General features: G+C 71.6%; 17 protein-coding genes. 7 read left to right on the top strand and 10 right to left on the bottom strand.

Annotation, left to right across the window (positions count from 1 at the left end):
- Window positions 1-49 precede the first annotated feature (49 nt).
- Together OG510_RS13215 and OG510_RS13210 are read right to left on the bottom strand one after the other, a co-directional pair.
- Window positions 50-172: a hypothetical protein gene (locus OG510_RS13215; RefSeq protein ID WP_406136962.1), complete on the bottom strand. Its 123-nt coding sequence runs from the start codon at window positions 170-172 to the stop codon at window positions 50-52.
- 69 nt (window positions 173-241) lie between these two features.
- Window positions 242-1354, bottom strand: a complete 1113-nt coding sequence (locus tag OG510_RS13210; protein WP_406136961.1) for a hypothetical protein — start codon at window positions 1352-1354, stop codon at window positions 242-244.
- A 60-nt stretch (window positions 1355-1414) separates the two neighbouring features.
- Here OG510_RS13210 and OG510_RS13205 point away from each other — a divergent pair, with 60 nt between their 5' ends.
- The gene (locus OG510_RS13205) at window positions 1415-2572 is read left to right on the top strand and encodes a cystathionine gamma-synthase (RefSeq protein WP_406136960.1); all 1158 of its coding nucleotides are present in this window, start codon (window positions 1415-1417) and stop codon (window positions 2570-2572) included.
- Between the two features lie 35 nt (window positions 2573-2607).
- Here OG510_RS13205 and OG510_RS13200 read toward each other — a convergent pair whose 3' ends face one another.
- From OG510_RS13200 to OG510_RS13190, 3 genes are read right to left on the bottom strand one after another with little or no spacing between them, the layout of a single operon-like run.
- Window positions 2608-2859, bottom strand: coding sequence for a hypothetical protein (locus tag OG510_RS13200; RefSeq protein ID WP_406136959.1), 252 nt, complete (start codon window positions 2857-2859; stop codon window positions 2608-2610).
- Window positions 2856-3473, bottom strand: a complete 618-nt coding sequence (locus OG510_RS13195) for a sigma factor-like helix-turn-helix DNA-binding protein (protein WP_406136958.1) — start codon at window positions 3471-3473, stop codon at window positions 2856-2858. Before OG510_RS13195 ends, OG510_RS13200 begins: the two co-directional genes overlap by 4 nt.
- A gap of 42 nt (window positions 3474-3515) precedes the next feature.
- Window positions 3516-4019, bottom strand: coding sequence for a MarR family winged helix-turn-helix transcriptional regulator (locus tag OG510_RS13190; RefSeq protein ID WP_203600737.1), 504 nt, complete (start codon window positions 4017-4019; stop codon window positions 3516-3518).
- Window positions 4020-4187: 168 nt separating this feature from the next.
- Here OG510_RS13190 and ilvA point away from each other — a divergent pair, with 168 nt between their 5' ends.
- The 3 genes from ilvA (at window position 4188) to OG510_RS13175 (ending at window position 7585) form a co-directional block, all read left to right on the top strand.
- The gene (gene ilvA / locus OG510_RS13185; RefSeq protein WP_406136957.1) at window positions 4188-5417 is read left to right on the top strand and encodes a threonine ammonia-lyase; all 1230 of its coding nucleotides are present in this window, start codon (window positions 4188-4190) and stop codon (window positions 5415-5417) included.
- A 219-nt stretch (window positions 5418-5636) separates the two neighbouring features.
- Window positions 5637-6734, top strand: coding sequence for an ATP-binding cassette domain-containing protein (locus OG510_RS13180; RefSeq protein ID WP_406136956.1), 1098 nt, complete (start codon window positions 5637-5639; stop codon window positions 6732-6734).
- Window positions 6731-7585, top strand: coding sequence for an ABC transporter permease (locus OG510_RS13175; protein ID WP_406136955.1), 855 nt, complete (start codon window positions 6731-6733; stop codon window positions 7583-7585). The genes OG510_RS13180 and OG510_RS13175 overlap by 4 nt, the downstream gene beginning before the upstream one ends.
- Before the next feature lie 108 nt (window positions 7586-7693).
- On the opposite strand, the gene greA is transcribed toward OG510_RS13175, so the two are convergent.
- Complete coding sequence (gene greA / locus OG510_RS13170; RefSeq protein ID WP_406136954.1) at window positions 7694-8191, bottom strand: transcription elongation factor GreA; 498 nt, start codon at window positions 8189-8191, stop codon at window positions 7694-7696.
- 259 nt (window positions 8192-8450) lie between these two features.
- Window positions 8451-8855 carry a DUF4307 domain-containing protein gene (locus tag OG510_RS13165; protein ID WP_406136953.1) on the bottom strand — a complete coding sequence of 135 codons (405 nt, stop codon included), beginning with the start codon at window positions 8853-8855 and terminating at the stop codon, window positions 8451-8453.
- A gap of 97 nt (window positions 8856-8952) precedes the next feature.
- Here OG510_RS13165 and mca point away from each other — a divergent pair, with 97 nt between their 5' ends.
- Entirely contained in the window at window positions 8953-9834 is an 882-nt protein-coding gene (mca, locus tag OG510_RS13160) for a mycothiol conjugate amidase Mca (RefSeq protein WP_164267106.1), read from the top strand.
- A gap of 2 nt (window positions 9835-9836) precedes the next feature.
- Complete coding sequence (locus OG510_RS13155) at window positions 9837-10064, top strand: hypothetical protein (RefSeq protein WP_406136952.1); 228 nt, start codon at window positions 9837-9839, stop codon at window positions 10062-10064.
- Between the two features lie 182 nt (window positions 10065-10246).
- Here the strand turns inward: OG510_RS13155 and OG510_RS13150 are convergent, their stop codons facing one another.
- The gene (locus OG510_RS13150) at window positions 10247-13456 is read right to left on the bottom strand and encodes a tetratricopeptide repeat protein (protein WP_406136951.1); all 3210 of its coding nucleotides are present in this window, start codon (window positions 13454-13456) and stop codon (window positions 10247-10249) included.
- Window positions 13457-13758: 302 nt separating this feature from the next.
- Between OG510_RS13150 and OG510_RS13145 the strand changes: the two genes are divergently transcribed.
- Entirely contained in the window at window positions 13759-15786 is a 2028-nt protein-coding gene (locus tag OG510_RS13145) for a thioredoxin domain-containing protein (RefSeq protein ID WP_406136950.1), read from the top strand.
- 25 nt (window positions 15787-15811) lie between these two features.
- On the opposite strand, the gene OG510_RS13140 is transcribed toward OG510_RS13145, so the two are convergent.
- Window positions 15812-18349: a CBM35 domain-containing protein gene (locus OG510_RS13140; RefSeq protein ID WP_406136949.1), complete on the bottom strand. Its 2538-nt coding sequence runs from the start codon at window positions 18347-18349 to the stop codon at window positions 15812-15814.
- Window positions 18350-18694: 345 nt separating this feature from the next.
- Window positions 18695-19363 (bottom strand): hemolysin III family protein, encoded by a 669-nt coding sequence (locus OG510_RS13135; RefSeq protein WP_406136948.1) that lies wholly within the window; start codon window positions 19361-19363, stop codon window positions 18695-18697.
- Window positions 19364-19552: the final 189 nt, after the last annotated feature.

Below are 19552 nucleotides of genomic sequence, written 5' to 3'. Positions count from 1 at the left end.
CGGCTCCTCGGGGAGTATGGGTGCACTCCGTGCAACGCACGGGCCCCGGTCAGGATTCCTGCCGGTCCTCGGGGGACGTCCTGCGCTCCAGCCATGCCGCCGTCTTCCTTCTGGAGCGGAGCCAGAAGTAGGCGCCGAAGCCGATCATGACCAGCGGTATGAGGCGTGTCATCGGGCTCGCTCGTTCCTGTTCCTCTGCGGGGCCCCGCGCCGGAGGGGCGATGGGTGGTCGTCAGCCTACTCAGCGGGGGAGGCCGGCCGGACTGCCGCCGTTCGCCTCGTACCCCGCGACCGCCAGCGCCCGGTACACCGCGTACACCGCCGCCGGGTCCTCGTCGAGCGTCCACGGCAGCGCCCCCACATGGCCGTCGATGCGGACCAGCTGGTGCATCGCCTCCTGCCAGCGCTCGGACCTGACCAGGAACAGCACCAGCAGATGCCGGACGTGCGCCAGCATCGGGTCGTCGGCGCGGGCCGTGTGCACCGCGTGCATCGCCCCCTCCACCGCCCTGGTGACGACCGCGCTCTGGTAGAAGCCGTGCACCAGCATGACCTCGGGCAGATGCTCGTACACCGCGAAGAGCGGCAGCGCGGCCAGCAGCGAACCGCGGGGCGCGCGGGCCGCCGCCGCGTGTGCGAACTCGTCCGCCCGGTCACGGGAGCCGTGCCACTTCTCGCACCAGTAGTGCAGCGCGGCCAGATGCGCCCCCATGTGCTCAGGGGCGCGGTCGATCACCTTGGCCCACACCTCCTCGAACTGCGGCTCCGGGTAGGCGAGTCCACGGCCGACGGCCAGTTCCACGATGTACGGGACGGGGTCGCCGGGGGCGAGCAGCGCCGCTTCGCCGCAGACCGTGCGCGCCTCCTCCAGGATGATCCGGAAGTCGTCCGTCCGGGCGTCGGCGGGTGACTTCGAGCGCCACGCCTGCTGCACCAGGAACTCGGCGTGCACCTGGGCCGCGCCCGCGTCCTTCGGGGCCTCGGAGCGCCAGTTGCGCAGCCAGGCCCCGCCCACGCCAGGCCGCTGGGCCAGCTCCAGGGATGCCGCCCCGGCGAACGCCTGTACCCGCTGCCAGCGCAGCTCGCCCGATTTCCCGGTGCCGGCGAGCAACTGGGCGGCGGGCCGCCAGTTCTGGGTGTGCTGTACGACCTCCAGGACGTCGAGCAGATCCTGGTCGGGGCCCGGCAGCCGTATGTCCAGGTCCTCCTGGCGCAGGAACCCGTACGCGTCGGGGTCCGCGGCGTCCGGGGAGCCGGGCAGCACCTGGCGGATGCCGCCGCGCCGGCGCAGCAGGTACGGGCCGAGCACTGCCGCGAGCATGCACATCGCGAGCAGGAACCAGAGAATCTCCATGGGTCAAGCGAACCAGACACGACCGACATCTGACCACCGCGCTCGGTACGCTCGGTGCCCATGAGCGACGATCACAGCGTGCACCAGAGTTTTGAGACTCTCGCCATTCACGCAGGCAACACCGCCGACCCCCTGACGGGTGCGGTGGTTCCCCCGATCTACCAGGTCTCCACGTTCAAGCAGGACGGCGTGGGCGGGCTGCGCGGCGGTTACGAGTACAGCCGCAGCGGCAATCCGACCCGTACCGCCCTGGAGGAGAATCTGGCGGCCCTCGAAGGTGGCCGGCGCGGGCTCGCCTTCGCCTCGGGTCTCGCCGCCGAGGACTGCCTGCTGCGTACGCTGCTGGCCCCCGGCGACCATGTGGTCATCCCGGACGACGCGTACGGCGGCACCTTCCGGCTCTTCGCCAAGGTGGTGTCCCGCTGGGGCGTCGAGTGGTCGGTCGCCGACACCACGGACCCGGCGTCGGTGCGGGCCGCGCTGACCCCGCGTACCAAGGTGATCTGGGTGGAGACGCCCTCCAACCCGCTGCTGGGGATCACGGACATCGCGGCGGTCGCCGACGTGGCGCGTACGGCGGGTGTGAAGCTCGTCGTCGACAACACCTTCGCCAGCCCGTATCTGCAGCAGCCGCTGGCGCTCGGCGCGGATGTCGTCGTGCACTCGATGACGAAGTACATGGGCGGCCACTCGGACGTGGTCGGCGGTGCGCTGGTCGTCAACTCGGACGACATCGGCGATGAGTTGGCGTACCACCAGAACGCGATGGGCGCGGTCTGCGGGCCGTTCGACGCCTGGCTGGTGCTGCGCGGGATCAAGACGCTCGCGGTACGCATGGACCGGCACAGCGAGAACGCCACCCGGATCGCGGAGATGCTGACCCGGCACCCGAAGGTCAGCGGTGTGCTCTACCCGGGGCTGCCCGACCACCCCGGCCACGAGATCGCGGCCAAGCAGATGCGGTCGTTCGGCGGGATGGTCTCGTTCCGGGTCGGCGCGGGCGAGGAGGCCGCGGTCGCGGTCTGCGACCGGGCGAAGCTGTTCACGCTGGGTGAGTCGCTCGGCGGGGTGGAGTCCCTGATCGAGCACCCGGGGCGGATGACGCACGCGTCGGTGGCCGGTTCGGCGCTGGAGGTTCCGGGGGATCTGGTGCGGCTGTCGGTGGGTATCGAGTCGGCCGACGACCTGCTCGCCGATCTGCAGCAGGCGCTGGGCTGAGAGAGACGTCACCGGCCCGGACCCCGCTCAGTGCCTCAGTACCCCTCCACCGGCGGGGTCGTCCGGGCCGGGGGCGGGGCCCAGGGCTGGGTCAGCGCGGCCCAGACCACGAATCCGGTGAGCGCCGTCGCCAGCAGCAGCCACGCCAGTCTCCGGCCGGCTGTGCGGCGGCGCCGTATCCGGGCGCCGCGTTCGGCCGCGCGGAGCGCCAGGTCGGCGGGGACCGGCGGGTGCGGCCCGGCGAGCATCCGGCGGACCATCTCCTCCTTGCGGTCCGGCAGGCTCACGGGGTCGCCACCTCGGGCCGCCGGGGCGCTGCCCCCTGCGGGGTGCTGCGCAGGGTCGCCGTCGCGTGGGCGCAGAGCGCGCGCACCCGTTCCGCGGGCAGGCCGACGGCTGCCGCGACCTGCTCCTCGGCGATCCCTTCGTACAGCCGCAGCACCACGATGAGGCGCTCCTGCGGTGTCAGCCGGGCCAGCAGGCTGCCGCCCGCCCGGTTCGGGGATCCGGCTCCCCGCCAGGCTCGGACCAGCCGGGCCGGCAGCTGTGGCCGGTGGTGGCGCCAGGCGGTGCGGGCGAAGTGGGCGGCCAGCTCCTGGCGGGTGTGCTCGTACGGGTCGTCGCCGCGCAGCCGGTCCCAGTGCGCGTACGTACGGGAGAGCGCGGCGAGCAGCAGCCGCTCTGCCTGTGGGGTGGCTCCGAGGGTGCCTGTGACTCCCGTGGCGCCTGTGTCGTTGGTGCTGCCTGTGCTGTTCGTGTCACCTGTGCCGTCGGTTGTGCCGTCGGTGGGCTCGGCCGTCAGCAGGACGGCCGCATGGAGGAGCCGGCCGGCCGCGCCCGCGACGAAGGACTCGAACTCCTCGTCGCGGCGGCGTTCCCGTGCTGCTGTCCGCTCCCGCACAGTGCCTCCCTGCTCTCATCTGAGAGCAGGCCGGCGCACCGGTCAAGAGGTCGGCGCCGCCGGCTCCTGGGGTGCTGCCGTACGGCCGGAGAGCGAGGAGTTGAAGCGGGTCAGCAGGGTGCAGAAGGCTTCGCGGTCCTCCTGCGTCCAGCCCTCGGTGACCTGGGCCATCAGCTCGCGGCGTGAGGAGCGCACCTCTTCCAGGCGGGTCTGGCCGCGCGGCGAGAGCTGCAGGACGACCGCCCGGCCGTCCTCGGGGTGCGAGGTGCGCTTGACCAGGCCGGTGTCGACGAGCGGGGCGACCTGCCTGGTCACCGTCGAGGAGTCGATGCCCATGCCGGCGGCCAGCGCCTTCACCCCCATGGGGCCTTCCCGGTCCAGCCGGTTGAGCAGCAGATAGGCGGCGCGGTCCATCGAGTTCCGCACCTGCCCGACGCCCCCCATCCGGGTCTGTTCGGCGCGGCGGGCGAAGAGGGCCACCTGGTGCTGGAGGGCATCGAGGAAACCGGGGTCGATATCAGAAGTCATGTCCTGAGAAAGGGGCATGGCCGGGGGCTCTCTTCGTACGGTGGGCGGACAGTGGGGGACAGAGTACGCGGCCGGGAGCGGCACCGTACCGGCGCTGCTTCAACCGTTGCGAACATGAGGGTCCAGCCGTTGCCGTGCCGTGGGCTCGGGCGGCCCGGCCGGCGCGGAGCTGCGAGACTTGACGCCATGAGCTTCGGTACGTCACACCCCCTGCCGCCGCTGATCCTTGACGACGTCCTCGGAGCGCAGAAGATGCTCTCCGGAGTGTCACGGACGACGCCGATCGAGGGCAGCAGGCATCTCTCGCGTCTTGTCGGGTCACCGGTCCGTTTCAAGTGCGAGAACCTCCAGCGCACCGGTTCGTTCAAGCTGCGCGGCGCCTATGTCCGGATCGCCGGGCTCACCCCCGAGGAGCGGGCCTCCGGGGTCGTCGCGGCCAGCGCGGGCAACCACGCGCAGGGTGTCGCCCTCGCCTCGTCGCTCCTCGGGGTGCGCTCCACGGTCTTCATGCCGCTGGGGGCGCCGCTGCCGAAGGTCGCCGCGACCCGTGAGTACGGCGCCGAGGTGCGGCTGCACGGGCAGGTCGTCGACGAGACCCTCGCCGCGGCCCAGGAGTACGCGCAGCAGACGGGCGCCGTCTTCATCCACCCCTTCGACCACGCCGACATCATCGCCGGGCAGGGCACGGTGGGCCTGGAGATCCTGGAGCAGTGCCCGGAGGTGCGGACGATCGTCGTCGGGATCGGCGGCGGGGGGCTGGCCGCGGGTATCGCGGTCGCGGTGAAGGCGCTGCGGCCGGACGTGAAGGTGATCGGTGTGCAGGCGGCGAACGCCGCCGCGTACCCGCCCTCGCTCTCCGCGGGGCGCCCGGTGTCGGTCGAGGCGCAGGCGACCATGGCGGACGGCATCAAGGTGGGCCGCCCCGGCGATGTGCCGTTCGGGATCATCCGGGAGCTGGTCGACGAGGTGCGTACGGTCTCCGAGGACGAGCTGTCCAGTGCGCTGCTGCTCTGTCTGGAGCGGGCCAAGATGGTGGTGGAGCCGGCCGGGGCCAGTCCGGTCGCCGCGCTGCTGAGCGACCCCGGGGCGTTCGAGGGGCCGGTGGTCGCGGTGCTGTCGGGCGGCAATGTGGACCCCCTGCTGATGCAGCGCATCCTCACGCACGGGATGGCGGCCGCGGGCCGCTTCCTGTCGCTGCGGCTCCGGCTGACCGACCGCCCCGGCGCGCTCGCGACGCTGCTGGGTGTGCTGTCGGTGGCCGACGCCAATGTGCTCGATGTGAGCCATGTGCGGACCGATCCGCGGCTCGGTCTGACCGAGGCCGAGGTGGAGCTGCACCTGGAGACGAAGGGGCCCGAGCACTGCGTCGAGGTCAGTGCGGCGCTGCGGGACGCGGGGTACACCGTCATCGCGTGAGGCGCCCGGGGCGCCGGGCGGGACCGGCAAGGCCCGGGAGCCGGGGGCAGAGAGAGTCCAGGAGCCGGGGAAATCCACGGAACCGGGAAATCCCTCTGCACAGACGCGATACATCGCGATAGCCTCTGTGGTGCGCGTCACCCGTCGTGGGGCGGTATGGTCGCGCCAAATTTACGATGTGTGCGTAAAAGCGCCCAAAAATCCATCTGGGGGAGCCCTATGCCTGGCGCCATTTACGCCGAAGGTCTGGTGAAGACCTTCGGCGACGTAAGAGCACTGGACGGCGTGGATCTCGACGTGCCGGAAGGCACAGTCCTCGGCCTGCTCGGGCCCAACGGCGCCGGCAAGACGACGGCCGTCCGCGTCCTGACGACCCTGCTGCAGCCCGACAGCGGGCGGGCGGTCGTCGCGGGGATCGACGTGCTCAGGCACCCGACGGAGGTACGCAGGTCGATCGGTCTCTCCGGGCAGTTCGCCGCGGTCGACGAGTACCTCACCGGCCGGGAGAACCTCCAGATGGTCGGGCAGCTCTACCAGATGTCCGCACGCGACGCGAAGCGGCGTGCGGTCGAGCTGCTCGACCGCTTCCACCTCGCCGACGCGGCCGACCGCCCCGCCAAGACGTACTCCGGCGGGATGCGCAGACGGCTCGACCTCGCCGCCGCGCTCGTCGTGTCGCCGCCCGTGATGTTCATGGACGAGCCGACCACCGGGCTCGACCCCCGCAACCGCCAGCAGCTCTGGGAGGTCATCCAGGACCTGGTCGCGGGGGGTACGACGCTGCTGCTCACCACCCAGTACCTCGAAGAGGCCGACCACCTGGCCCACGACATCTGTGTCATCGACCACGGCAAGGTCATCGCCCGCGGTACGTCGGACCAGCTCAAGGCCCGCACCGGTGGCGAGCGCGTCGAGGTCGTCGTCCACCAGCCCGACCAGATCGGCCCCGCCCGCGAGGTGCTGACGGCCCTGGGCAAGGGGCCGGTCGCCGTCGTGGAACACACCCGCAAGCTGACCGTCCCGGTGACGGGCGGCGCCAAACTGCTCGCCGAGGTCATCAGGGACCTGGACGGGCGGGGCGTCGAGATCGACGACATCGGGCTGCGCCGCCCCACGCTCGACGACGTGTTCCTCTCGCTCACCGGCCATGTGGCCGAGGCGGCGGACGGGACCGAGCCCGATCCGGACCCGGACTCCGACCCGGGCCGGGACCCGGGGAGCGGTGGCCCCACACCCGGCGGCCCGGCCTCCGGTGGCCCCACGCCCGGCAGTCCCACCACCCGTACACCGTCGAGCGCCGAGGAGGCCGGCGAATGAGCGCCGTCACGGATGCCGCACCCAACCCGCTCGCCCCGCGGCCGCGCGGCGGGATCTTCCAGTCGGTCAACGACTCGCTGGTCATCGCCAAGCGCAATCTGATCCGGATGACCCGTATCCCCGAGATCGTGGTCTTCGGGCTGGTCCAGCCGATCATGTTCGTGGTGCTCTTCAGCTACGTCTTCGGCGGGTCCCTGGTCGTCAACGGCTCGACCAGCGCGGTCGGTTACCGCAACTTCCTGATGGCGGGCATCTTCGCCCAGACCGTCACCTTCGCCACCGCCGGTGCCGGCGCGGGTATCGCCGACGACATGCACAAGGGCCTGATCGACCGGTTCCGCTCGCTGCCGATGGCCCGGGGCGCGGTGCTCACCGGACGTACGATCGCCGACCTGGTCCAGACGGCCCTCACCCTGGTGGTGCTGTCGATCGTGGCCCTGCTCGTCGGCTGGCGCACCCACGAGAACATCGGGAAGGTACTCGGCGGCTTCGGGCTGCTGCTTCTGCTCGGATACGCCTTCTCCTGGATCGGCGCGCTGATCGGCCTCTCGGTCCGCACCCCGGAAGCGGCCACATCGGGCGGGCTCGTCTGGCTCTTCCCTGTGACCTTCGTCTCGAACGCGTTCGTGTCGACGGCCATGATGCCCGGCTGGCTGCAGCCGATCGCCGAGTGGAACCCCTTCAGCGCGACCGTCCAGGCGTGCCGGGTGCTCTTCGGGAACCCGGGCGTGTCGACGTCGGACGCCTGGCCCATGCAGCACCCGGTGTGGGCCTCGCTGCTCTGGTCTCTGCTCATCTTCGCGGTCTTCCGCACGCTGGCGGTCCGCAAGTACCGGTCGGCGGCGGCCTGACCCCGGCCCCTGACGCAGGGCCCCGGGGCCCGCTCGCACGACTGAGCCCCCGGCCGCCGTCACGGCAGCCGGGGGCTCAGTCGGTGTGTACAGGGGTCAGCCTTGAGGTCAGTCCTTGAACGGCTCGGCCTTGAGGATCTTCACCGTCGCCGTCTTGCCGTTCGGCAGCTCGTAATCGGCGTTCTCGCCGACCTTCTTGCCGATCACGCCAGTGCCCAGCGGGGACTGGGGGGAGTACGTCTCGAAGTCCGAGCTGGCGTACTCGCGGGAGGCGAGCAGGAACGTCATCGTGTCGTCCTCGTCGCCGTCGAAGGCGATGGTCACGACCATGCCGGGAGCCGCTTCGCCGGAGGCCGCCGGGGCCTCGCCGACCTTCGCGTGTTCGAGCAGCTGGGTCAGCTGGCGTACGCGCAGCTCCTGCTTGCCCTGCTCCTCCTTGGCCGCGTGGTACCCGCCGTTCTCGCGCAGGTCACCCTCCTCGCGGGCGGCCGCGATCTTGGTGACGATCTCCGAGCGTGCGGGACCCGACAGATACTCCAGCTCAGCCTTCAGCTGGTTGTACGCCTCCTGGGTCAGCCAGGTGACGTTTTCGCTGGTCTGGGTCACTGGTGCTCCTCGTAGGTACCGGAAATACAAAGCATCGCCCTACCCAGAAGGATGTTCCTCCAGGGGCGGGCGAAACCACGAGCCTAACAATTCGAGAGCGGAAGGGGGAGGACCGAAGCGTCACGAGGTGCGGGGGCCGACCGGGAGGAGCAGGCGCACCAAGCCCCGACCGGGCTGGATCATGCGGGACCGGCTGGATCAGGCCGGACCAGTCTGGATCAGGCGGGACCGGGAGGACCGGCCGGGCCAGGGGGCCGGATCAGGAGGTGGGCTGGCAGCCGACGAGCTCGACGCTGGTGGCCCTCGACGTGGTCCGTACGGTCACGACCTGGTCGATCCGCTTCTTGTCCTGGTCGAACCTGGCGTCCTTACGGCCGACCTCGTCGCCGTCGGTGGCCCGCAGCCGCAGGGTGCAGGTGCCGTGGAGCCCGGCGTCCTTGCTGACTGTCAGATGGACGTCCACCGCGTGGTCCGACGCGATGTTCCAGGTGATGACCTCACCGCTGATGGACTTGCCGCCGAGGGACTCGTAACCGAACCAGCCGACGACCGCGATCACCACGGCACCGAGCACCGCTCCGATGATCTTCAGCTTGCGATCCGCGCGCTCGTCCGCGGAGCGGCCGTAGCGGCCCTCGGGAAGCTGTTCGGCAACCGCCGTCATGATCGTTCCTCCAGAGCAGGGGATCCCGGAATTTTCCGTCCCCTCAGTCGGTCACTATAGAAGCCGCCGATTGCGACGAATCACTGAGGATCCTGTCTTGTCTGAGCAGCTTCGCCTGATGGCCGTCCACGCCCACCCCGACGACGAGTCGAGCAAGGGTGCGGCGACCATGGCCAAGTACGTGTCCGAGGGGGTGGACGTGCTGGTCGTGACCTGCACCGGAGGCGAGCGCGGCTCCATCCTCAATCCCAAACTCCAGGGTGACGCCTACATCGAGGAGAACATTCACGAAGTCCGCAAGAGGGAGATGGACGAGGCCCGCGAGATCCTCGGGGTCGACCAGGCGTGGCTGGGCTTCGTCGACTCGGGCCTGCCCGAGGGCGACCCGCTGCCCCCGCTGCCCGAGGGCTGCTTCGCACTGGAGGACGTCGATGTGGCCGCCGGGCGGCTGGTGCGGCTGATCCGGGAATTCCGGCCGCAGGTCATCACCACGTACGACGAGAACGGCGGATACCCGCACCCCGACCACATCATGACCCACCAGATCTCGATGGTGGCGTTCGATGCGGCGGCGGACACCGAGAAGTACCCCGAGGCCGAGTTCGGCCCGGCCTTCCAGCCGCAGAAGCTCTACTACAACCAGGGCTTCAACAAGCCGCGCACCGTGGCCCTGCACGAGGCACTGCTGGCGCGCGGCCTCGAGTCGCCGTACGGGGACTGGCTGGAGCGCTGGAAGCAGTTCGAGCGCGCCGAACGCACGCTGACCACGCATATTCCGTGTGCGGACTACTTCGGGATCCGGGACAAGGCGCTCATCGCGCACGCCACCCAGATCGACCCCGACGGCGGCTGGTTCCGCGTCCCGATGGATCTCCAGCAGGAGGTCTGGCCGACGGAGGAGTACGAGCTCTCGAAGTCGCTCGTGCCGACATCCCTCCCCGAGGACGACCTCTTTGCGGGCATCCGGGACAATGCCTAGTTATGAGCGCTAGCCAGGCATTGACGCACCTCGTCCCTCTGGCCGAGGTCGACGACAACAAGGTGACTCCAGGGCTTCTCGGCTTCCTCGTCTTCGCGGCTCTGGCCGTGGGGGTGTGGCTGCTGATGAAGTCGATGAGCCGGCACATGGGCCGGGTGGCCTTCAAGGAGGCCCCGGAGCCGCAGGCGGAGCCCGCCGGGCCCGCGGGGACCGAGGGCAAGAAGGGCTGAGGCCGGCCGGAGCCCGCTGAGGCCCGCGGGAGCCCACTGGACCCGGGGGCCTCTCAGGCTCCGGCCGGACCCGGTCACCGGACGGGCCGGACCTCACAGGCCCCGCCCCCGTTCACCGGACAGGCTGCGAGTGCGCCTGTCCGGTGAACGGCGGTGCGCCGTCGCGCCCGGAGCCCGGTGGCCTACCGCCGTGCCCCTGTCATCGGTACGCCCATGATCTCCCGGGCGTTCCGGCCCGGCACCATGCCGAGCAGCCATGCCTGCCAGCCGTCGTCCAGGGACACCCCGCGCTCCAGCATCAGGGCGTACGCCTCCGCGCACTCGGCCAGACCGGGGTCGCGGGCCGGATGCTCCGCCCTGATCAGCTGGGACAGCTCCTCCGCGGCCACCGCCGTGCCCACCTCGGAGCCGCCGGGCGACGCGTACGGCAGCAGCGTGCAGCGCAGGAAACGGGCCCAGTCGCCGCCCCTCCCGTCGTCGTACGACGCGAAGAGCGCCGCCGCCTCGTCGCAGAGCTGGAGCGCCTGGGCGGCCCGGTCGTTGCCCGCGTCGATCAGGGCCAGCTCCAGTGAGGTCCACGCCTCGCCGTGCGCCACCCCGATCCGGTGGAAGTCGGTCCGTGCGTCGACCAGCAGCTGGCGGGCGAAACCGCTGTTGCGGAGGTTGCCCGTCTGCGCCGCCCGCTGGTCGCGGGTGACCCGCCCCGAGTGGTGGCGGGCGCAGGCCAGCCCGTACACGTCGCGCATCCGCGAGAACATCGTCCGGGCCCGCTCCAGCTCCCGTACCGCCTGGTCGCGGTCGCCGCGCTCCTCCAGGGCCTGGCCCAGGTAGTAGAGCGTCCACGCCTCGCCCCGGGCGTCCTCGCTGTCCCGGTGCCGGGAGAGCGCCTGGCGGAGCTGGTCCACCGCGACCGCCGCGTCACCGTCGACCAGCCTGGCCCGGGCCAGCTGGGTCATCGCCCAGGCTTCACCCCGCCCGTCCCTGGTCTGCCCGTACGCGTCGAGCGCCGTCCGCAGCTCCTCCTCGGCCCGCACCACGTCGCCCAGGCGCAGACAGAGCTGGCCCAGCTGGAAGTGCGTCCACGCCTCGCCGTGCAGCGAGTCGCTCTCCTGGTGCAGGGTGAGCGCCGTCGAGAGCAGCGTCAGCGCCTCCGGCAGATTCGCCAGATCGCGCTCCACCGCCGCCAGCGCGTGCAGCGACCAGGCGCGGTCCGCGGCCAGCTCGGGCGCGGCCTGGAGCGCGATCGCCTCCCGCAGCCGGGCCGCCGCCTCCGTCAGATTGCCCTGGTGGTGCAGGGTGATGCCGAGCGAGCAGAGCGCCAGCGCCTCGCCCGGCCCCTGCTGCGCCTCGTGGTAGAGGCCGACGACCGAGGTGAGGGTCGTACGGGCCTTGTCGAGCTCGCCGAGCTGGCGGGCCGCGATCCCCGTACGCCACTGCACCGACCTGGCCAGCAGTCCCTGCCCGACGGCCTGCGTCAGCTCGCTGATCTCGCCCAGCCGGTAGAGGTCGCCGCGCAGCAGGCAGTAGTCGCAGAGCGCGCCCAGCAGATGCAGCACCACGTCCTGGTCGACGCCCTCCGCCTGGCGCAGCGCGGAGGTGATGAAGCTGGACTCCTCGTCGAGCCAGCGCAGCGCCGCGTCCAGCGAGGTGAAGCCGTGCGGGCCGAACTGGCCCGCCCGGGTGGAGAGTTTGCCGTCCACCAGGCGGATCACCGCGTCCGCGAGTTCCGCGTAACTCTGGATCAGCCGCTCCTGCGCCGCCGTCCGCTCCTGCGGCTGCTCCTCGTCCTCCAGCCTGGCCTGCGCGAAGGCCCGCACCGTGTCGTGCAGCCGGTAGCGGCTGCCGCGTACGTGGTCGATCAGACCGGCCCTGGACAGCAGGGTCAGCAGCCGCCGCGCCTCCTGGTCGTCGGCGCCCAGCAGCGCGGCCGCGGCGGCCGCGCCCAGACTGGCCCGCCCGGCCAGCGCGAGCCTGCGCAGCAGCCGGCGCCCCTGCTCGGGCTGGTCGCTGTAGCGCAGCGCCAGCGCGCGCTCGACCGGGGGGAGGTCGCGGTACGAGCCGAGGTGGGCGGCGAGTTCACGCGTCGACCGCCGGCCGAGCGAGGAGCCGGCCACCCGCAGCGCCAGCGGCAGCCCGCCGCACAACTCCGCGACCTGATCGGTCGCTTCGGCGTCGTACGGGTTCTCCGGCTCCTCGGCGGCCTCCCGCAGCAGCTCGTCCGAGCCCGCCGCGTCCAGCGCGTCGACCGGCAGCTGGTGCACCCAGGCGCGGAGGTCGCCGGGCAGTTCGAGCGGGGCGCCCGACGTCACCAGGACCAGGCCGTCGGAGCGCTCCGGTACGAGGGCGCGCACCTGCGCCGGGTCCGACGCGTCGTCCAGGACGACAGTGACCGCGAGGCCGGTCAGATGCTGGTGGTACAGCTCGCTCAGCCGCTTCAACTGCTGCTCGGGCGAGGAGCGTTCACGGAAGAGCAGCTGTTCGCGGGGTGCGCCGAGGCGGTTCAGCAGATGGAGCAGCGCGTCCCTGGTCGACAGCGGCGGCTCGTCGCGGGTCGCACCGCGCAGATCGACGACGCACGCACCGCGGAACTGGTCCTTCAGCTGGTGCGCTGCGCGGACGGCGAGTGTGGTGCGCCCGGAGCCGGGGGCGCCGTGCAGCACCACGACCGTCGGCCGGGTCTCGGTGGAGGCGCGGGCCGCGTGCACCCACTGGGTGATCTGCGCCATCTCCTGCCGCCGGCCCGCGAACGGCCCGCCCGCGTCCGGCAGATGGCCGAACGACTGGTCGAGCGTGGACCGCCTGCGCGCCGCCGCGCTCTTGTCGGTGCCGCGCAGCTGCGGCGGCACCGTGCTCTTCGTCTTCTTCTGCGGCACGGCGAGCATCCGCTGCTGGTCCAGATACGGGCGGATGCCCCGTACCTCCAGCGCCGTCAGCCACTGCAGCCGCAACTGCTCGGTCCCGCCGGGCTGCCCCTGGGCCCCGGCTCTGCGGTGGGCGGCGGGCCAGTGCGCGGCCGTCACCCTGGCGACGGTGGTGGCCGCACCGGCGACGGCGACGACCACGCCCGAGCCGACCGCGGTGGACCCGCCGGCCCCCATGACGAGGTCCGCGCCGCACGCGGCGATCGCGGCAACGACCGTGACCAGCGCGGGTGTTGCGAGGGACGCGCGATTGAAGTGCGCGGAGAGCGGATGCTGCTCGGCTGCCGCCGCGTCGAGTGCGCGGGTGTACGCGGCGTACTCGTCGGCGGCGCTCTCGGCCAGCGCGTCGAGCGCACCACGCCCCCGCGCCAGCAATGTCCCCGCATCGGCCCGGCCGCCCGCCCGCCGCACCTCTTCCTCCACGGCGCGCACCAACAGCCGCTCTGCTTCCGCCCGATGGCCGTCCCGCATATGCATTCCCCCTCCGGGATACTCCGTTCGGAATGCAAGTGTCCTGCGCGGGGCGACGGAACGCGAGGGAACGGGGCCGTGGACCGGGAAACGGGGCAGGAGAGAGGGGCGGCCCCGCGCAGTGGCGTGTCTCGCGGATCGAGCGGGGCCGTATCGCGGGCCAGGACGTACTCAGCCGGTTCGCCGTCGCACTGGGAGGCCCCCTCCACCAGGCCGTCCACTTCGATGACGGAGACATCGCGGCCCTCGCCTGAGGCGGGGTATACGTGGCCCGGCGGGGTCGGCATGGGAGGGTTGGGCCCATGCCGAATCGCCTGGCCCACGAGACGTCCCCCTATCTGCTCCAGCACGCCGACAACCCGGTCGACTGGTGGCCCTGGTCGGCCGAGGCGTTCGAGGAGGCGCGCAGGCGTGGGGTGCCGGTGCTGCTCAGTGTCGGGTACTCGTCCTGCCACTGGTGTCACGTCATGGCGCACGAGTCCTTCGAGGACGGGCCGACCGCCGCCTACCTCAATGAGCACTTCGTCCCGGTCAAGGTCGACCGGGAGGAGCGTCCTGACATCGACGCCGTCTATATGGAGGCCGTGCAGGCCGCCACCGGGCAGGGCGGCTGGCCCATGACCGTGTTTCTCAATGCCGAGGCCCAGCCCTTCTACTTCGGTACGTACTTTCCGCCCGAGCCACGGCACGGCATGCCCTCCTTCCGGCAGGTGCTCGAAGGGGTCACCGGCGCCTGGACCGGGCGGCGCGGTGAGGTGGACGAGGTCGCCGCCAAGGTGGTGGAGGATCTGGCCGGCCGCACCCTCACCCACGATGCCGCCGTGCCGCCCGGTGCGGACGATCTCGCGGGGGCGCTGCTCGCGCTGACGCGGGAGTACGACGCCAAGAACGCTGGGTTCGGCGGGGCGCCCAAGTTCCCGCCGTCCATGGCCGTCGAGTTCCTGCTGCGCCACCATGCCCGTACCGGCTCCGACGGCGCCCTCCAGATGGCCGCCGACACCTGTGAGGCCATGGCGCGCGGCGGGATGTACGACCAGCTCGGCGGCGGGTTCGCCCGGTACTCCGTGGACCGGGAGTGGCGGGTCCCGCACTTCGAGAAGATGCTCTACGACAACGCCCTGCTCTGCCGCGCGTACACCCACCTCTGGCGGGTCACCGGGTCGGATCTGGCGCGCCGGGTGGCCCTGGAGACCGCCGACTTCATCGCCACCGGACTCCGAACCCCCGAGGGCGGATTCGCGTCGGCGCTGGACGCCGACAGTGAGGACGCCGACGGGCGGCACGTCGAGGGCGCCTACTACGTGTGGACCCCGGACCAGCTGCGCGAGGTGCTGGGCGACGCCGACGGCGAGCGGGCCGCGCGGCTGTACGGGGTCACCGATGAGGGGACCTTCGAGGAGGGCGCGTCCGTCCTCCAGCTGCCCGGCGACGACGTGCCCGCCGAGCTGCGCGCCCGGCTGCTCGCCGCGCGGAGCCTGCGGCCCGCGCCCGGCCGGGACGACAAGGTCGTCGCCGCGTGGAACGGCCTGGCCGTCGCGGCACTCGCCGAGACCGGCGCCTGCTTCGACCGCCCCGACCTGATCGAGCGCGCCACCGAGGCCGCCGACCTGCTGGTGCGGCTGCACATGAACGACGGCGCCCGTCTCTCCCGTACGTCCAGGGACGGCCGGGTCGGCGCCAACTCCGGTGTCCTGGAGGACTACGCGGATGTCGCCGAGGGCTTCCTCGCGCTGGCCGGGGTCACCGGGGAGGGGGTCTGGCTGGAGTTCGCCGGGTTCCTGCTCGATCTCGTACTCGACCTGTTCACGGGTGAGGACGGCACGCTCTATGACACCGCGCACGACGCCGAGCCGCTGATCCGCCGCCCCCAGGACCCGACCGACACCGCGACCCCTTCGGGCTGGACCGCCGCCGCCGGGGCGCTGCTCTCGTACGCCGCGCACACCGGCTCCGAGGCCCACCGCACCGCCGCCGAACGGGCGCTCGGTGTGGTGAAGGCGCTCGGTCCGCGTGCGCCGCGCTTCATCGGCTGGGGGCTCGCGGTGGCGGAGGCCGCCGTCGACGGGCCGCGTGAGGTGGCGGTGGTCGGGCCCGCGGGTGACGCCGGGACGTCGGCCCTGCACCGCACCGCCCTGCTGGCGACCGCCCCGGGCGCGGTGGTCGCGGTGGGGGAGAGCGGCAGCGACGAGTTCCCGCTCCTGGTGGACCGGCCGCTCATCGACGGGCGCGCCGCCGCGTACGTCTGCCGGAACTTCACCTGCAGCGCGCCGACGCCCGACCCGGCCGTGCTGGCCGGGCAGTTGGGCGCGGTGCAGGGGGAGGACGCGTAGGCGCCGGCGGCGGGCGCTCCGGCCGTCAGGGCGTGAGGGTGATGACCGCCCGGCCGGTCGCCGCCGCGGTGACGGCGACCGTGAAGAGCCCGGTCGACGGGGTGTGGGTGACGGCTCCTGCGCTGCCGGTGGTGGCGGTAACGGTCGGCTTGCGGGGCGCGTAGCCGTGCAGGGTCACCGGTCCTTCCCCGGCGGCGAAGGCGACCGTGGCGTGCACGCGGCCGTCGTCGCTGAGGTGCGGGATGCGCTTGGCGCCGTGCGGGACGAACTTCCCGGCGTCGCCGAGGAAGGCGATGCCGGAGCGGCCCACCGGGGCGATGACCCAGTACGTCCCGTCGCCGACGGTGGCGTGCACGCGGCCGCCCGCGCCGACCGGCTTGCCGGTGCCCGCGTAGTAGTCGTAGACGTAGGCCCGGCCGGTCACGCCCACGTCGGACAGGCCGAACGAGGTCCGCTGGGACATGCCGGTCGCCACGGCGCCCCGGGTGACGCCGAGCCAGTCGATGTTGCCGCCGCTCGATCCCGTGGTCGTCGTGCGTACGGTGTTCGCGCCCGCTGTCAGTGTGACGGTCAGGCCCACGACGCTCCATGACGTCCACCAGCCTGTCGAGGGGAACGACAGGGTGCGGGGGTCGCCGCCGTTCACCGTGACCGCGAGCGGGCGGTCGGTGAACGACGCGTTGGCGTAACGGAATTGCAGCGTGTAGGTGCCCGCGGCCGGGGCCTGGACCGTCCACTCCACGTAGTCGCCTTCGTCGTGCTGGAAGTCGGCGAAGCCCCGGCCGGTGTATCCGGAGTTGTCCGTGCCGACGACCGCCCCCGACAGCGTGGCGTCCTCGGCCTGGTGGACCTGTTGCGGGGTGACGAACTGCCGTGCGTACGAAAAGACATAACGGTACGTCAGGTCCGGCGCGTGGGTGACATGGGTGGAGGCCACCATGGCGGGCAGCTTTCCGGCCGCCTCGCCGACGTAGGTCGCGTCGGTGGGGACGATCGGTACGTCCGGCTTGACGATGACCCCGTCGGGCCGCACCACCTGGGACAGATGGCCCGCGTTCACCTTACCCAGCGCGTCGCCGACGCCGACCGGTCCCGCCGACAGGTTCGCCAGCAGCAGGTTGTTGATCTCGCCGCTCAGGAAGACGTCCGCCCACGGCCACACCCCGAGCGAGGCGGCGAGCTGGGAGTCGTAGAGGAACATGTCCCACTTCGGCCGGTCGAAGCGGTCGTCGCTGACCCGCATGGTCGTCAGGTTCGGGTAGCGGGTGCTCTGCAGATAGTCGCGCGGCAGCCCCATGCAGTACTGGAGGTCCAGGCCGTCGGCCGCCGCGTGGCGGGCCATGTTGTCGAAGAACGTGTCGGCGTCGGTGAGGTTCTCGGCGGGCTTGGCCTTGTTGCAGAGCCAGTCCTGCTCGTAGACGACGACCCCGGCGTCGCGCAGATAGTCCATGACGCTCTTCCAGAACGCCGGGTCGGTGATGACGTCGTCCGAGAACGCGTACTGGCCGTGGTACGGGCTCGACTTGTCCATCCACCGGGCGTGGGTGACCAGCGGCAGCCCCAACTTCTTCTGGAACGCGGCCAGTCCGTCGGGGAACAGCTCCTTGTCCGCCTCGTAGCGGGAGGTGCCGTCCGGCAGGTCGTTCCAGTCGTTGTCGGGGCCCTTCGGGTACCACCAGCTGTCGAGCTGCATATAGCCCATCGGGATCCGCTGGGACGCCCACTCGTCGCGTACGGCCAGCAGGGTGCCCGTATAGCCCTTCGGCTGCTCGTACGTGTAGTAGTAGTCAGCCCCGTTGTCGGTCCAGTAGCCGAGCGTGTTGAGGACCGGGCCGGTGTCGTTGGCGGGCAGGCGCTTGCCCGCGAGCCGCGTCAGCGCACTGCCCCAGGCGCGGTGGGCGGCGCCGACACCCGCCCGGGGCGACAGGATGGTCCGCCGGGTGTAACCGGCCGGCAGGGTGGCTATGGAGCTGAGTACTCCGGCTGCGATCGAGCCGTCGGGGGCCAGCGTGGTCTGGGCCTCCTGGAAGTGGTCCGCCGCCGAGAGGACGAAGGTGTTGCCCGCGTTGTCGAAGAACACCCATGGGCTGTCGGACGCGCCCGCGAAGGTGTTGAACTGGAATCGTCCGAAGCAGTCGCTGTGGCTCAGCCGGTGCGCGAGTTCCGGGTAGCGGGTGAAGGTCGGGAACGGGCCGCTGTTGGCGGCCGCCTCGACATAGGTGTCGGTGAAGACGACGGACGACGCACCGTCGTACACGCGGATGCCGCCCTTCCGGGCGCCCGACCTGAAGGTGAACTTGGTCTCGGTGTACGGGCCCAGCGCGTCCGCTCCCCGCGCGGTGGCGATCCCGGTCGCCGCCGAGCCGACCGAACCGCCGAAGGTCCAGCCCAGGGCGGTCGCGGTCACCTGCCAGGCGCCCGAGGCGTGCACGGTTGCCCGCAGCACCGCCGGCCGGGCGTCGCTCGCGCCCGCCCGGATCACCCCGCCCGTCAGTGGCAGGGCCAGGGCCGCGGACCCGACACCGGTGACCCTGAGGAAGTCGCGACGGTTGAACCCGGTCATGAGGTGCTCCTCGTCTCGTTGCGGTGCAGCGTGGAGGCGCCGTTCGCTCGGTGGGGGAGATGACGCTCAGTGTGCGGTCGTGTCGCTTTTGAGGTCAACACTCAAGACGAAGAAACATTTCCCAGCATCGTCCATGTATCTGAATTGGCGGGTAACGGGAGGGACTTATGGCGGGTCGGGCCCCGCGTGAAGCTGTGTTGATGTTCATGGCTCAGGTCGTCATTCACGGATACGACCGAGAGCTGGACGCCTCGGAGGCCGGCCGACGTCGCGGCGGAGCGGGCGGCGGGGCCGCGGGGCGCAGGGCTGTGGGGCGGCAGGGCGGCGGAGGCGCAGGGCCCCGGGTCAGTAGGCGACCAGTGAGATCGCCACGTACTGCGTGATGAACGCGGCCAGGGTCAGCGAGTGGAACACCTCGTGGAAACCGAACCAGCGCGGTGATGGGTCGGGCCGCTTGAGCGCGTAGATGACGCCGCCCGCGCTGTAGAGCAGTCCGCCGACGATGACGCAGACGAGGACGGCCACCCCGCCCGCCCGCATGAAGTCGGGCAGGAAGAAGACCGCCGCCCACCCCATCGCGATGTAGCAGGGCGTGTACAGCCAGCGCGGCGCACCGACCCAGAAGACCCGGAAGGCGATCCCGGCGAGCGCCGCGCCCCAGACCGCCCAGAGCAGCGGCGCAGCCGTCGACCCTGGCAGCAGAAGCAGGGTCAGCGGGGTGTAGGTGCCCGCGATGATCAGGAAGATGTTCGCGTGGTCGAGCCTGCGCAGTACGGCTTCGCCCGTGCGGCCCCAGGTGCCGCGGTGGTACACGGCGCTCACCCCGAAGAGCATGCAGGCCGTGAGGATGTAGATCGCGCAGGCGATGCGTGCGCGGGTGGAGTCGGCGAGGGCCACGAGCGCGAGCCCCGCGACGATCACGGCCGGGAACATCCCGGCGTGCAGCCAGCCGCGCAGCCGCGGTTTCACCGGTGCCGGGTGGGGCGCGGTCGCTTCTGGGGCGGCGGAAGTCATATGCCGATGCTACCTACGTACCCGTAGGTTCCCGGCCGCCAGGTAGGCCGACCGGGACGGTGGGCGCGCGCGGGGGCGCGTGAGGGCGGGTGATGACGAGTGGCGACGCTCACGTGAGAGACCCTCTGGACAGATGGGCGGAAGGCGCGGATCATCAGATGAGTGCGAGCGGTACCGGATGAGCGGCTA

Source organism: Streptomyces sp. NBC_01089, assembly GCF_045162975.1.
Taxonomy (GTDB): domain Bacteria; phylum Actinomycetota; class Actinomycetes; order Streptomycetales; family Streptomycetaceae; genus Streptomyces.
Note: the sequence above shows the minus strand (reverse complement) of the source record. Positions and strands in the feature narration are given on the sequence as shown.

Coding starts and splice junctions, on each gene's coding strand:
- OG510_RS13215 (WP_406136962.1), bottom strand. CDS start 172: ATGACACGCCTCATACCGCTGGTCATGATCGGCTTCGGCGCCTACTTC.
- OG510_RS13210 (WP_406136961.1), bottom strand. CDS start 1,354: ATGGAGATTCTCTGGTTCCTGCTCGCGATGTGCATGCTCGCGGCAGTG.
- OG510_RS13205 (WP_406136960.1), top strand. CDS start 1,415: ATGAGCGACGATCACAGCGTGCACCAGAGTTTTGAGACTCTCGCCATT.
- OG510_RS13190 (WP_203600737.1), bottom strand. CDS start 4,019: ATGCCCCTTTCTCAGGACATGACTTCTGATATCGACCCCGGTTTCCTC.
- ilvA (WP_406136957.1), top strand. CDS start 4,188: ATGAGCTTCGGTACGTCACACCCCCTGCCGCCGCTGATCCTTGACGAC.
- OG510_RS13180 (WP_406136956.1), top strand. CDS start 5,637: ATGCCTGGCGCCATTTACGCCGAAGGTCTGGTGAAGACCTTCGGCGAC.
- OG510_RS13175 (WP_406136955.1), top strand. CDS start 6,731: ATGAGCGCCGTCACGGATGCCGCACCCAACCCGCTCGCCCCGCGGCCG.
- OG510_RS13165 (WP_406136953.1), bottom strand. CDS start 8,855: ATGACGGCGGTTGCCGAACAGCTTCCCGAGGGCCGCTACGGCCGCTCC.
- OG510_RS13155 (WP_406136952.1), top strand. CDS start 9,837: ATGAGCGCTAGCCAGGCATTGACGCACCTCGTCCCTCTGGCCGAGGTC.
- OG510_RS13150 (WP_406136951.1), bottom strand. CDS start 13,456: ATGCGGGACGGCCATCGGGCGGAAGCAGAGCGGCTGTTGGTGCGCGCC.
- OG510_RS13145 (WP_406136950.1), top strand. CDS start 13,759: ATGCCGAATCGCCTGGCCCACGAGACGTCCCCCTATCTGCTCCAGCAC.
- OG510_RS13140 (WP_406136949.1), bottom strand. CDS start 18,349: ATGACCGGGTTCAACCGTCGCGACTTCCTCAGGGTCACCGGTGTCGGG.
- OG510_RS13135 (WP_406136948.1), bottom strand. CDS start 19,363: ATGACTTCCGCCGCCCCAGAAGCGACCGCGCCCCACCCGGCACCGGTG.